Here is a 12480-nt window from a genome sequence, read left to right as displayed (position 1 = left end):
CTCCCCGTGTCGACTGGGATCATCACAGCGACTTCCGAGCACGCTGCGCAACCGATCGTGCACTTTCCGGCGACGACCGTCACTCAGCGTGATCTACCTTGACGGAGCGGTTCAGGCGGGCGGCGCGATCCCGGCGAAGAGGTCAGACTCCAGACCGTCTCCACGACGGGTGTCGGGAGCAGGCACGCCGCGCGCCAGTCGGTAGGCCTCCGTGGTCCACACCGGCTGCCAGCGGTCCTGGCTGACCATGAACTCGGGCGCTCCGGCACCCTCCTCACCCGCGAGGCGGAGGCGGACCTGGCTGCGGTGCGCGCGCAGCGCCGCCGCCTTCGCGGCGAGCTGCTCGGGCGCCTCCACGACGCAGGCGACGTCCTCGTCGTCGACCACCATGGTCGGCCAGGAGGAGCGCTCCCCCCCGAACGACTCCGCCGCCGCCGACGCCGGCACCACGCCCTCGTAGAACTTCGCGACCTCCCACGGCACGCCGCCGGCCACCCGCGGCGCCGCCGGGTCGGCCGCCAGCTCGACGGCGCGGCGCGCCACCGCGGCGGCCTGCACGTGGTCGGGGTGGCCGTAGCCGCCTCCCGGCTCGTAGGTAACGACCACCTGCGGGCGCACCTCGCGGAGCACGCCCGCCAGCCGGGCGGCGGCCTCGTCGAGGTCGGCTCGGGCGAACGCCGACGGTCCGGTGTCCGGTGCGGCGACCGCCCGCATGCCCTCCCCCCAGGCCATGCCGGAGTCCTCGTAGCGCACGGCCGCGGTGGTGGCGGCGTCCTCGCCGTCCAGCGCAGCGTCGTCGAGGAACCGGTGGTCGCTCACGCCGAGCGCCTCCATCGCCGCGGCCAGCTCCAGGACGCGGTGCGCACCGAGCGCGGCGTGGTCTCCCTCGAGGTGCGCCAGCTCGGGCTCGACCACCTCGCCCCGCTCGCCGCGCGTGCACGTGACCAGGGTGACGCCGGCGCCCGCGCTGGCGTAGCGGGCCATGGTGGCGCCGTTGCCGATGGTCTCGTCGTCGGGGTGGGCGTGCACCAGGAGCATCCGCCGCGGGACGTCGAGCGACTCCATCGCCGCCAGCTCCTCCGGCTCGAAGGCGCGCTCGGCGACGTCGTCGACGACGTCGGCCAGCTGCGCGAGCACGTCGTCGGCGGCCGGGGCGGCGGTGCCCGCACCCGCGGGCTGGTCGGCGATGCCGGGACCGTCGGGGCGGGGCTCGGGCGCGTCAGGCGTCGTCGTCACAGCCCGCCACGCTAGCTGTCTCCCCCGAACCGGCGCCTGATGTCACGGAGCGCTCGCTCGAGACTCGGTGATCCAGTGGCTGCCACGGTCGGTCGCCAAGCCTCGCGGCAGTAGTCCCCGATGAGCGCCACGTACTCCGGGCCGACTCGTCGACGGGTCTGCGCAGGGGGCACCATCCCCGCACGAACGGCCCGAGACTGTGAGGACCTGCACGCGTTGACCAGGGCGACCTTGGCGTCGTCGAGGTCGTCTGGGCGCCCCGGCACCTTGGACAGCGGCACCTTGAAGTGCTCCGCGAACGCCTCGCTGTCAGCGAGCAACCAGGATTCGAGGGACGTGACTGCGATGCGGAGCACGAGGTCCGGCTCCTGCCGTTCAGGGGCCAACAGGCTCCGACGGAGCACGAGGGCGCACCGTCCACCATCGCGGTCGAGGTCCCGGAGGACGAACCACCGCTGGCGCCGCGCGTTCCGGTTCACGGAGGCGATGCGCGAGTCGAGCTGGCCCTTGCCGAGGGCCACGATGGTCCGGGCGGCGTCCCTGGCGAGGCCGCAGCTCGCCAGGAGGGAGTCGACGGCGGGCAGGTCGGTCTCACCCTCGACCAGGACGCCGACGAGGTCCTGCGGGTCAGGCACCGGCGAAGACAGCTTTCACCAGCTGCTCGACACTTCGCGGCGCGGTCCTGGGAAGACCCACGTCCGCAAGGTTCATCCCGTCCTCGACAGCCTGCGCAGCCTCGGGGATGTCCGCCACCAGAGTCGCCGTCGTCCCGTCACCCCCCACGGTGAGGAGGAGGACCTCATCAGCCCCCAGCGACTCGTCACCGAGCAGTTCAGGGCTGTGCGTCGTCAAGATCACCTGCACACCGTTGCGCTGCTGGGCACGGGCCAGCACTGAGGGCAGGGTCCTCACGACGGCCGGGTGGAGCGAGAGCTCTGGCTCTTCCAGAAGCACGGGCCCCCTCTTGCGGCCCACGTCGACGAGCGACCACAGGAGTCCGATGAGCCGCAGCGTGCCGTCACTCATGTCCCGCTCGTCCTGGCGCGCACCCTGCTGGCGCCAGTTCGTGTAGCGGCTCTCCAGGTGGGGATGCCCGTCGTCGTCGACGACGACGTCGAGGGACTCGAACTGCGGGACTGCGAGAGCGAGAGCCGCTGTGACGCGCTTGAGGTGACGATCGCGCGTGCCCTTGGCCACCCGGTTCATGCGGGCGATGAAGTCTCCCCCGAACGGATCATCCACCTGGTCCCCCGCCCGGGTGGAATCTCTGATCACCTGCGGGACGAGGTGCAGGTACCTGACGCCCGCCAGGAAGTCGGCGACGTCTCGGAACGCGAGGTTGGCGGAGATCTGCTCCAAGGCCGTCTGCGTGAGCCGCTCGGGGTCCCCCTCGTCCAGGGGGTCGGGCCGCTCGATCAAGACCTCGCCGTCACGGGTGACGACCTCCCTCGCCACGAGCGGGCGCCGTGGGCCACGCCCCTCACTCTTCACGTCGACTCGGTAGCTCCACCGAGGACCGCCGTCGTCGTCACCGAGCTCGACCTCCACGGAGACCCAGCCGTTGTTGTTGTTGCGCGCGAAGAGGCACCTCAGGCGACTCAGGCCGCCACGAGAGCTCACGGCGTTCTGCAGTCCGCCACTGGGCAGCGCGATGTCGCGGAGGAAGCGCACAGCGTCGAGCAGGTTCGACTTGCCGCTCGCATTGGGTCCGATGATGACCAGTCGATCGCCGACGACGACGTCGACGTTCTTGAAGTTCCGCCAGTTGCGCAGCGTGAGGCGGGTGATCCGCATGGGACCATCCTCCCAGGTGGTCGGGTCTCAGACACGTCTCGACCCCTGAGCGCGCCGAAGGTGCTCAGGCGAGCGCGGCGGCCACAAGGAGACATCGAGCACCCCCAGGACGCCGCGAAGGCGGAGAACAGGGTCAGGAACGGGGAGTTCCTGACCCTGTTCTCCGCCTTCGCGGAGCGGCGGCGCTGCCTCAGCGGCGGGCGCGGGCGACCTTGCTGCGCTCGGTCTGGTCGAGGACGACCTTGCGGATGCGCACGGCGTCGTGGGTGACCTCGACGCACTCGTCCTCGCGGCAGAACTCCAGGCACTGCTCGAGGGAGAGCTTGCGGGCCGGCACCAGGCGCTCCAGCTCGTCCGCGTTGGAGCGGACGTTGGTCATCTTCTTCTCCTTGGTGATGTTGACGTCCATGTCGTCAGCGCGGGAGTTCTCCCCCACCACCATGCCCTCGTAGACCTCGGTCGAGGGCTCCACGAAGAGCGTTCCGCGCTCCTGCAGCGAGGTCATCGCGTAGGAGGTCGCCGCGCCGGCGCGGTCGGCGATCATCGAGCCCGAGGGGCGGGTGCGCAGCTCGCCGAACCACGGCTCGTACTTCTCGAACGTCGCGTGGGCGATGCCGGTGCCGCGGGTCTCGGTGAGGAACTCCGTGCGGAAGCCGATGAGACCGCGCGAGGGCACGAGGAACTCCATGCGGACCCAGCCGGTGCCGTGGTTGGTCATCTGCTCCATGCGGCCCTTGCGGACGGCGAGCAGCTGGGTCACGGCGCCGAGGTAGTCCTGCGGGACGTCGATGGTGAGGCGCTCGACGGGCTCGTGGACCTTGCCGCCGATCTCCTTGGTGACCACCTGCGGCTTGCCGACGGTGAGCTCGAAGTTCTCGCGGCGCATCTGCTCGACGAGGATGGCCAGCGCCAGCTCGCCTCGGCCCTGCACCTCCCACGCGTCGGGGCGCTCGGTGGGCAGCACGCGCATGGACACGTTGCCGACCAGCTCGCGGTCGAGGCGGTCCTTGACCAGGCGCGCGGTGACCTTGGCGCCCTTGACCTTGCCGGCGGTGGGCGCGGTGTTGGTGCCGATGGTCATGGAGATGGCCGGCTCGTCGACCGTGATGAGCGGCAGCGGCACCGGGTTCTCGGCGTCGGCCAGCGTCTCGCCGATGGTGATCTCGGGGATGCCCGCGACGGCGCAGATGTCACCCGGGCCGGCCGACTCGGCGGGCTTGCGCTCGAGCGCCTCGGTCATGAGGAGCTCGGTGAGCTTCACGCGCTGCTGCGTGCCGTCGGCGCGGCACCACATCACGGAGTCACCCTTGTGCAGCTCGCCCTCGTGGATGCGGCACAGCGCGATGCGGCCCAGGAACGGGGAGGCGTCGAGGTTGGTGACGTGCGCCTGCAGCGGGGCGCCCGGGGTGTAGGAGGGCGCCGGCACCGTCTCGAGGATGGTGCGGAACAGCGGCTCGAGGTTGTCCTCGTCGGGCATCCCGCCGTCAGCGGGCTGGGTCAGCGACGCGCGGCCGGCGCGGGCCGAGGCGTACACCACGGGGAAGTCGAGCAGGTCGTCGGCGTTGGGCAGGTCGCCGGCGAGGTCGAGGAAGAGGTCGGCGGTCTCCTCGACGACCTCGGAGATCCGGGCGTCGGGCCGGTCGACCTTGTTCACCACGAGGATGACCGGCAGCCCGGCGGCCAGCGCCTTGCGCAGCACGAAGCGCGTCTGGGGCAGCGGGCCCTCGCTGGCGTCGACCAGCAGCGCGATGGCGTCGACCATGGACAGGCCGCGCTCGACCTCGCCGCCGAAGTCGGCGTGGCCCGGGGTGTCGATGATGTTGATGGTCACGCCGTCGGGAGCGCCCACCGCCGCCGCCGACGGACCGGTGTACCGGACCGCCGTGTTCTTGGCGAGGATCGTGATCCCCTTCTCGCGCTCCAGGTCGCCGGAGTCCATGACGCGGTCGTCCACGTGCTGGTGGTCGCCGAAGGCGCCGGACTGCTTGAGCATCGCGTCGACCAGGGTGGTCTTGCCGTGGTCGACGTGGGCGACGATCGCGATGTTGCGCAGGTCGGCGCGGGTCGCGGTCTTGCTGGAGGTGCCAGCGGACATGGGTGTGCACTCGATCCGTCGTGGGGTGGAGGCCCTCAGCGTACCGGCGCGCGGACCTCCGCCCGGCTGTCGCGCAGCAGCGGCAGCCGTGGCTCGAGCTCGTCGGCGGACAGCGCGGGGCAGAAGTGCCACCCCTGCGCGCCGGTGCAGCCGGCGCGCAGGGCCCTCTCCGCCTGTGCGGCGGTCTCGACCCCCTCGGCGACCACCTGCAGGCCGAAGGCGGTGCCCGCGCGGGCCATGAGCTCCAGCAGCTGCTCGTCGGCGGCCCCTTCCGCCGCCACGAAGCGACCGGCGACCTTGAGCTGGTCCGCGGGAGTCGTGGCCAGCGCGGCGATCGAGGTGGCTCCGGTGCCGAAGTCGTCCAGCGCCACGCGCACCCCGTGCGAGCGCAGCGCGCGCAGGTGCTCCGCGGCGTGGCCGTCGTCGACGAGCACGCCCTCGCTGATCTCCACCTGCAGGCGCGACGGCTCCAGGCCCGCCGTCTCCAGCGCCTCCAGGACGTCGGGCACCACGCGCGGGTCGGCGAGGTGGCGCGCGGAGAGGTTCACCGAGACCACCGGCACGTCGCGACCGCGCACCCTCCAGCGCACCAGCTGCAGCGCGGCCTCGGCGAGGACGAACGCCTCCAGGCCGCGCACCAGACCGCACCGCTCCGCGGCCGCCACGACGACCGCGGGGTCCACCGGGCCGTGACCGGGTCGGTCCCATCGCAGCAGCGCCTCCACGCCGAGCAGCTCACCGTCGTCGGGGTGGGCCGGTTCCTGGCCGGTACCGGGGAGGCCCACGACGGGCTGGTAGACGACGCGGAGCTGGCCGAGCGCGAGCGCGGTGCGCAGCGCCTGCTCGGTGGAGGCGGCCTCCGCGAGCTGGGAGCGCAGGTCGTCGTCGAAGAGCTCCACGCGCGCGCGGCCCGCGGCCTTGGCGCGGTGCGCCGCGGTGGCCGCGTCGACGAGCAGCGTCCTGGCCACCGCGGCCGCGTCGAGCACCTCCTCGCCCTGCCCCGCGCCCGCGCGCAGGGCGACGCCCGCGCTGGCCGTGCAGCTCAGCAGGTACCCGCTGACCTGCACGGGCTCGGCCAGGACGCCGACCAGCCGGCCGGCGGAGCGGACGAGGGCGTCGGCGTCGGGGGCGTCGGGGACCACCACGACGAACTCGTCACCCCCGAGGCGACCGACCACGTCACCGGCGCGCGCGGTGGACCGCAGCCGGTCGGCGACCACCCGCAGCAGCTCGTCACCGGCGGCGTGGCCGTGGCGGTCGTTGACGGCCTGGAAGCCGTCGAGGTCCACGAGGACCAGGGCGGTGCGCCGGCCCGCGGCGCGGTCGAGCTCCACCGCGCCCGCGAGCTGCTCCAGCACGCGGGAGCGCACCGCGAGACCTGTCAGCGAGTCGTGGGCGGCCTGGTGCCGGAGCTGCTGCTGGAGCTGGTCGCGGACCTGCTCGGACCGCTGGGTCTGCACCGCCCACGCGCGCACGTCGCGTCCGAGGGGACCCGGGAGCTCGGGCAGTGAGAGCGCCTGCTCGTGGTCGCCGGAGACGACGAGGCGGGCGCGGAGCTCCAGGCCGCGCAGCGCCTCCCGGGCGGAAGACAGCTCCGCCGCGGAGCGCGCGAGCCGCCGGCGCAGCAGCAGCGCCGCCGCGAGACCCACCAGCAGCGCTGCGGCGACCACTGCCCCGCACGCGGGGAGGAGGTGCGTCCCGGCCGTGGTCACACCCCTTCATCGGCGGGTGCCGCGGGGAGCACGAGCGCGCGGACGGGTGAGGACCCGCGCCCGTGCCGGGGCGGGTCCGGGGGGTCAGCCCCGACCGAGCAGCCCCCGTCCGGCGAGGTCGTCCCACAGCGGCTGCCAGCCGTCCGCCGGCTCCTCGCCGAGCAGGGCGGCGTTGCGCGCCACCTGCTCCGGCGTGCGCATCCCCAGGGTCACGTCGACGACGGCGGGGTGCGCGAGGGCGAAGGCGACGGCGGCCGCCGGCAGCGTGGTGCCGTGCTCGGCGCAGGCGGCCGCCAGCTGGCGGGCCCTGGCGAGGACGTGCGGCGGCGCCTGCTCGTAGTTCCAGTGCGCGTCGTCCGGGACCTGCTGGCGCGCCAGCAGCCCCGAGTTGAACACCCCCACGGCCACCACGGCCCTGCCCTGCTCGACCGCGGCGGGCAGCACGTCGTCGAGGGCGCCCTGCTCCAGCAGGGTGTACCGCCCGGCGAGCATGACGACGTCCGCGTCGGTCTCGCGCAGCACCCTGGTCAGGGGCCCGGAGAAGTTCATGCCGGCTCCCACGGCGCCGACCACGCCCTGGTCGCGCAGCTCCACGAGCGCCGGCAGGGCCTCGGTGACCGTCTGGCCCAGCTCGTCGTCGGAGTCGGGGTCGTGGACGTAGACGACGTCGATCCTGTCGAGCCCGGTGCGCTCCAGCGTCTCCTCCACGGAGCGCAGCACTCCGTCCCGGCTGTAGTCACGGACGCGGCCCAGGTCGCCGGGGACGTCGAAGCCGTCGTCGTCGCGCTCCAGGGGCACGTCCCGGGGCCGCAGGAGGCGCCCGACCTTGGACGAGACCACGAACTCGTCGCGGGGCCGTCCGCTTAGCGCCTCCCCCAGGCGCCGCTCCGACAGGCCCACGCCGTAGTGCGGGGCGGTGTCGAAGTAGCGGATGCCGGCGTCCCAGGCGGCGTCGACCGCGGCGCGGGCCGTCGCGTCGTCCACGGCCCGGTACAGGTTGCCGATGACGGCTCCGCCGAAGCCGAGGGTGCTGAGGCGCACGCCGGTGGCGCGGACCTCGCGGGTGGGCAGCGGCTGGGCCGCCGGGCTGGACGAGGACGACGCGGTCATGCGGTCTCCTGCGGGGGCTGGGCGGGCTGGCGAGGGGGCAGGACGAGGCTGTGGGCGCCGCCGTCCACCTGCAGCACGCTGCCGGTGGTGGCACCCGCGAGGGGACTGGCGAGGTAGCAGATGGCGTGCGCCACCTGCTCGGGGGCCACGAGCCGGCCGGTGGGCTGGCGGGCCATGAGCGCAGCACGCGCGGCCTCGGGGTCGTCGGCCTGGGAGAGCAGGCGAGCCACCCACGGGGTGTCAGCGGTGCCGGGGGCGACGGCGTTGACGCGCACGCCCTCACGGACCAGGTCCGCGGCCATCGCCTGGACGAGGGCGTGCAGCGCGCCCTTGCTGGCGTTGTACGCGGCGCGCTGCACCAGGCCGGTCCAGCCGCCGATCGATCCGGTGCAGACCACCGCCGCCGGGCTGGGCCGGCCCGCAGCCTCCGCGGCGGCGGCGCTGGCGCGCAGGTGCGGCAGCGCCGCCCGCACCAGGCGCGCGGTGCCGACCACGTTGACGTCGAGGACCCGGTGCCACTCGTCGTCGTCGACGTCCTCCACGGTGCCGACGGACCCGACGCCCGCGTTGGAGACCACCACGTCGAGCCCGCCGAGGACCTCGGCGGCGCGGGCCACGGCAGCGCGCACGGAGGCGTCGTCGCCGACGTCGCAGGCGATCTCGGTGATGCCGGCCTCGGGCTGCTCGAGCGGTCGCAGGTCGAGGGAGGCGACGGCCGCGCCGCGCTCGGCGAGCGCCCGGGCGACGGCGCGGCCGATGCCGCTGGCGCCTCCTGTCACGACGGCGCGGACGCCGCCGAACTCGCTCACGCCTGCCCCATCACCGTGCGCTGGGTGCCCAGGCCGGAGATGGAGCACTCCACGACGTCGCCGGAGCGCAGGTACGGCTTGGGGTCGGGGAAGCCGAGCGCGACGCCGGCCGGCGTCCCGCTGTTGATGACGTCACCGGGGTGCAGCACCATCACCTGGCTCAGGTAGTGGACGAGCGCCGCGACGCCGAAGACCATCTGCGCGGTCGAGCCGTGCTGGCGCTCCTCGCCGTTGACGGACAGGCGCAGCTCGAGGTCCTGGGGGTCGGGCACCTCGTCGGCGGTGAGCAGCCACGGGCCGAGCGGGTTGAAGGTCTCGCAGCTCTTGCCCTTGTCCCAGGTGCCGGTGCCCTCCAGCTGGAGGAACCGCTCGGAGACGTCGTGGCTCGTCGCGTAGCCGGCCACGCAGGCGAGGGCGTCGTCCGGGGAGTCGAGGTAGCGGGCGGTGGCCCCGATGACGACGGCCAGTTCCACCTCGTAGTCGGTCTTCGTGGACCCGCGCGGCACGAGCACGGTGTCGCGGTGGCCGATGACGGTCCACGGGTCCTTCATGAAGACGACTGGCTCGGGCGGGGTCTGCATGCCCGACTCGGCGGCGTGGTCGGCGTAGTTGACGCCGATGCAGACGACCTTGCCCGGGCGGGCGACGGGCGGCCCGAGGCGGAGGCCGCCGCCGGTCTCCGCGTGCTCGGCGTCCCAGCCGGCGACGGCGGGCAGGTCGGTCACGCGTCCGGCCAGCGCGGCGAGGCGCTCGGGGGCGAGGGAGGCGCCGCCCCAGTCGGCGACGAGCGAGGACGCGTCGCGCAGCACGCCGTCGCCGTCGAGCACGCCGGGCACCTCCGCGCCGGCCTCACCGAAGCGCACGAGCCTCATCGCGGGTCCTCCGTGGTCCGTGCCGTGGCGGGGCTGGTCATGTCGCTGGTCCTCCGTGGGTCTGTCTGGTCGTCGCTGCGCCGCGTCATCGGACGACGTGGGCGGTGCCCCCGGCGGCGAGCGCGCGCACCTCGGCCAGAGTGGCCGCGCACGTGTCGCCGGGGGTGGTCATGGTGAGGGCGCCGGCCGCGACGCCCAGGGCGAGGGCCTCCCGCAGGGCGGGGGCGTCCAGGGGTGCGCCGGTCTGGCGGGCGTCCAGGACTCCGTCGAGCACCCCGGCGGTGAGGGCGTCGCCGCTGCCGATGCGGTCCAGCACCGCGACGCCGTCCAGCCGCGGGCCGACGACGACGCCGGTGGCCGGGCTCCACGCCGCGGCGCCCCAGTCGTTGACGCCGGCCGAGACCACGCGGCGCCAGGAGCTGACCAGCAGCGGCGGGCGCCCGTCGTCGTCCTGCTCTCCTCGGCCCGCCGAACGGGTCCAGCGCTCGCCGAGCCCGGCGAGGACCTCCCCCACCTCCTCCGGCGACCCCAGCTCCCCGTCAGCGCCCGGCTGCGGCCCGGGAGCCAGCTGCAGGGCACCGAGGACGACGTCGGCCAGCCCGGCCAGGCGCAGGTCCACCTCGCGGGCCGCCGCCGCGCCCCCGCGCGAGCGCCACAGCGAGGGGCGGTGGTTGACGTCGTACGACGTGCCCACCCCCAGCCGCCGCGCAGCGCGCAGGGCCTCTTCGGCCAGCGCCGTCGTCGTCTCGGACAGCCCGGCGAAGACACCGCCGGTGTGCAGGTGCGCGACCCCGTCGAGGGCGACGTCCCAGTCGACGTCGCCGGGGGCCATCCGAGACGCGGCCGACCCGGCGCGGTCGGAGACGCCGAGGGCTCCGCGGACCCCGAAGCCGCGCTCGACGAAGTTCAGGCCGGTCCTGAGCGGTGGGGAGCCGCCGGTGGCCGGGTCGGCCAGGGCGACGCGGGAGACGTCGACGCCGGCGGCGCGCACGAGGCCCTCGGCGAGGCGCCCGACGGGGTCGTCGGGGAGGGCGCTCACCAGCCCCGCCCGCCGGCCGAAGCACGTGGCCAGCGCCCGCACCGCGTTGTACTCCCCGCCGCCCTCGAAGACCGCGAAGGAGCGGGTGGTGGCGATGCGGCCCTCCCCCGGGTCGAGCCGCAGCATCACCTCGCCCAGCGCCAGCACCTCCACCGGCACCGGGCTGGCGGGGCTGCTCACGGGCGCGCGTCCCGGCAGGCGGCCACGGCGACGGCGACGTCCTCGACCAGGTCGTCCCAGGCGGGCACGCCCCGGCCGGTCACGTCGGCCACGAGGGAGGCCGGCACGCACCAGCTGCCCCCGACGCCGGCCACGGAGCGCAGCGCGAGGTAGTCGCCCAGGTCGGCCTCGCCGATGCCGCCGGTGGGCACGAACGAGACGTCCGGGAAGGGACCGGCGAGCCCTGACAGCAGCGCCGTGCCGCCGACCGCGCCGGCGGGGAAGACCTTCAACAGCCGCAGCCCGGCCCGGCGGGCCAGCTGCACCTCGCTCGCCGTGGACACCCCCGGCACCGCCGGGACGCCCCGCGCACGGGCGCGGGCGACGACGTCGGGGTCGTGCCCGGGGCTCACCACGAAGCGCGCGCCCGCGTCCACCACGGCGTCGACCTGGTCGGGGTCGACCACCGTGCCCGCCCCGACCAGCAGCCCGGGCGTGGGAGCCAGCTCGGCGAGCACCCGCAGCGCCGCGGGGGTGCGCAGCACCACCTCCGCAGCGGTCAGCCCGCCCTCGACCAGCGCGGCACCCAGAGCGCCCCCGTCGGTGCGCTCCCCCACGACGACGACCGGCAGCAGCGGACAGCGCGCCAGGGCGCGGGCGAGGTCCTGGGTGCCGGGCAGCGGGTCCTCAGGGGTGGTCATCGCCCGAGCCAACCACCGTCGACGGGCAGCACCACGCCGTGGACGTACTCCGCCGCCGGACTGCACAGGTACACCACCGCACCGGCGATGTCCTCCGCACGGCCCCACCGCCCCGCAGGGATGCGCTCCAGGATCGCCCGCGAACGGTCCTCGTCCTCGCGCAGCGCAGCGGTGTTGTCGGTGGCGATGTACCCCGGTGCCACGGCGTTGACGCCGACGCCCCTAGAGCTCCACTCGTTGGCGAGGGCCTTGGTCAAGCCCGCCACGCCGTGCTTGGCGGCGGTGTAGCCCGGAACGGTGATGCCGCCCTGGAAGCTCAGCAGCGACGCGGTGAACACGATCCGTCCGCTGCCGCGCTCGAGCATGGACGCGCCCACCGCCTGGGCCAGCACGAACTGCGCGGTCAGGTCCACCTCCAGCACGTGGTCCCAGTCCGCCAGGGAGTGCTGCGCGGCGGGGGTGCGCCGGATGGTGCCGCCGTTGGCCACCAGCAGGTCCACCCCGCGCCCACCGTCCCAGGAAGCCAGGTCCGCACCCAGCGCCTGCACCGCAGCCCGGTCAGCCAGGTCACACGCCAGCGACGTGAACTCCCGCCCGGTGGCGCGCACCGCCTCAGCGACATCCTCATCAGGACCGCGGGTGGAGCAGCCGATGACGTCAGCCCCCGCCCGCGCCAGCGCCACCGCGACCGCCGCCCCGATCCCCCGGCTGGCGCCGGTGACCGCCGCGAGCTTGCCGGTCAGGTCGAACGGGGAGGCCCCGCTCATGCCAGCTCACCCTGGGCCGCGTGCTCAGAGGAGTCGCCCTGGCAGTCGATGAGCACCTTCACAGCACCCCCACCAGCCAGCGCCTCGAACGCCTCACCCACCCGTGCCAGCGGGACGACGTCGCTGATCAGCCGACCGGCGGGCACCTCCCCCGACGCCACCAGGCGCACCGCCTCGGTGAAGTCG

At 74.5% G+C, this 12480-nt stretch carries 11 protein-coding genes and 1 pseudogene; all 12 read right to left on the bottom strand.

Annotation, left to right across the window (positions count from 1 at the left end):
- Window positions 1-111: 111 nt before the first annotated feature.
- A complete protein-coding gene (gene mshB, locus FMM08_RS15065; RefSeq protein WP_147927376.1) occupies window positions 112-1065 on the bottom strand; it encodes an N-acetyl-1-D-myo-inositol-2-amino-2-deoxy-alpha-D-glucopyranoside deacetylase in 954 nt (317 codons plus the stop codon).
- A 182-nt stretch (window positions 1066-1247) separates the two neighbouring features.
- Window positions 1248-1871: a hypothetical protein gene (locus FMM08_RS15060; RefSeq protein WP_147927216.1), complete on the bottom strand. Its 624-nt coding sequence runs from the start codon at window positions 1869-1871 to the stop codon at window positions 1248-1250.
- On the bottom strand, window positions 1864-3030 hold the full coding sequence (locus FMM08_RS15055) for an AAA family ATPase (RefSeq protein ID WP_147927215.1): 1167 nt from the start codon (window positions 3028-3030) through the stop codon (window positions 1864-1866). The genes FMM08_RS15060 and FMM08_RS15055 overlap by 8 nt, the downstream gene beginning before the upstream one ends.
- 190 nt (window positions 3031-3220) lie before the next feature.
- Window positions 3221-5125 (bottom strand): translational GTPase TypA, encoded by a 1905-nt coding sequence (gene typA / locus FMM08_RS15050; protein WP_147927214.1) that lies wholly within the window; start codon window positions 5123-5125, stop codon window positions 3221-3223.
- A 35-nt stretch (window positions 5126-5160) separates the two neighbouring features.
- Window positions 5161-6837 (bottom strand): putative bifunctional diguanylate cyclase/phosphodiesterase, encoded by a 1677-nt coding sequence (locus FMM08_RS15045; RefSeq protein ID WP_147927213.1) that lies wholly within the window; start codon window positions 6835-6837, stop codon window positions 5161-5163.
- Between the two features lie 84 nt (window positions 6838-6921).
- Window positions 6922-7947, bottom strand: coding sequence for an aldo/keto reductase (locus tag FMM08_RS15040; RefSeq protein ID WP_147927212.1), 1026 nt, complete (start codon window positions 7945-7947; stop codon window positions 6922-6924).
- The gene (locus FMM08_RS15035) at window positions 7944-8756 is read right to left on the bottom strand and encodes an SDR family NAD(P)-dependent oxidoreductase (RefSeq protein WP_147927211.1); all 813 of its coding nucleotides are present in this window, start codon (window positions 8754-8756) and stop codon (window positions 7944-7946) included. The genes FMM08_RS15040 and FMM08_RS15035 overlap by 4 nt, the downstream gene beginning before the upstream one ends.
- Window positions 8753-9628, bottom strand: coding sequence for a fumarylacetoacetate hydrolase family protein (locus FMM08_RS15030; protein WP_147927210.1), 876 nt, complete (start codon window positions 9626-9628; stop codon window positions 8753-8755). Before FMM08_RS15030 ends, FMM08_RS15035 begins: the two co-directional genes overlap by 4 nt.
- Window positions 9629-9713: 85 nt before the next feature.
- Window positions 9714-10847 (bottom strand): carbohydrate kinase family protein, encoded by a 1134-nt coding sequence (locus tag FMM08_RS15025; RefSeq protein WP_222710817.1) that lies wholly within the window; start codon window positions 10845-10847, stop codon window positions 9714-9716.
- Window positions 10844-11527 (bottom strand): bifunctional 4-hydroxy-2-oxoglutarate aldolase/2-dehydro-3-deoxy-phosphogluconate aldolase, encoded by a 684-nt coding sequence (locus FMM08_RS15020; protein ID WP_147927209.1) that lies wholly within the window; start codon window positions 11525-11527, stop codon window positions 10844-10846. The genes FMM08_RS15025 and FMM08_RS15020 overlap by 4 nt, the downstream gene beginning before the upstream one ends.
- Complete coding sequence (locus tag FMM08_RS15015; RefSeq protein WP_147927208.1) at window positions 11524-12294, bottom strand: SDR family oxidoreductase; 771 nt, start codon at window positions 12292-12294, stop codon at window positions 11524-11526. The genes FMM08_RS15020 and FMM08_RS15015 overlap by 4 nt, the downstream gene beginning before the upstream one ends.
- A pseudogene (locus FMM08_RS23090) lies at window positions 12291-12480 on the bottom strand (Zn-dependent alcohol dehydrogenase); the annotation flags it as partial. The pseudogene FMM08_RS23090 and the gene FMM08_RS15015, both read right to left, overlap by 4 nt.

The organism is Quadrisphaera setariae (genome assembly GCF_008041935.1).
GTDB classification, from domain to species: domain Bacteria; phylum Actinomycetota; class Actinomycetes; order Actinomycetales; family Quadrisphaeraceae; genus Quadrisphaera; species Quadrisphaera setariae.
This window is presented reverse-complemented; position numbering and strand designations above follow the sequence as displayed.

Excerpts from the sequence above, each read along its gene's own strand:
- FMM08_RS15055 (WP_147927215.1), bottom strand. The coding sequence starts at position 3,030 with ATGCGGATCACCCGCCTCACGCTGCGCAACTGGCGGAACTTCAAGAAC.
- FMM08_RS15030 (WP_147927210.1), bottom strand. The coding sequence starts at position 9,628 with ATGAGGCTCGTGCGCTTCGGTGAGGCCGGCGCGGAGGTGCCCGGCGTG.
- mshB (WP_147927376.1), bottom strand. The coding sequence starts at position 1,065 with ATGGAGTCGCTCGACGTCCCGCGGCGGATGCTCCTGGTGCACGCCCAC.
- FMM08_RS15040 (WP_147927212.1), bottom strand. The coding sequence starts at position 7,947 with ATGACCGCGTCGTCCTCGTCCAGCCCGGCGGCCCAGCCGCTGCCCACC.
- FMM08_RS15015 (WP_147927208.1), bottom strand. The coding sequence starts at position 12,294 with ATGAGCGGGGCCTCCCCGTTCGACCTGACCGGCAAGCTCGCGGCGGTC.
- typA (WP_147927214.1), bottom strand. The coding sequence starts at position 5,125 with ATGTCCGCTGGCACCTCCAGCAAGACCGCGACCCGCGCCGACCTGCGC.
- FMM08_RS15020 (WP_147927209.1), bottom strand. The coding sequence starts at position 11,527 with ATGACCACCCCTGAGGACCCGCTGCCCGGCACCCAGGACCTCGCCCGC.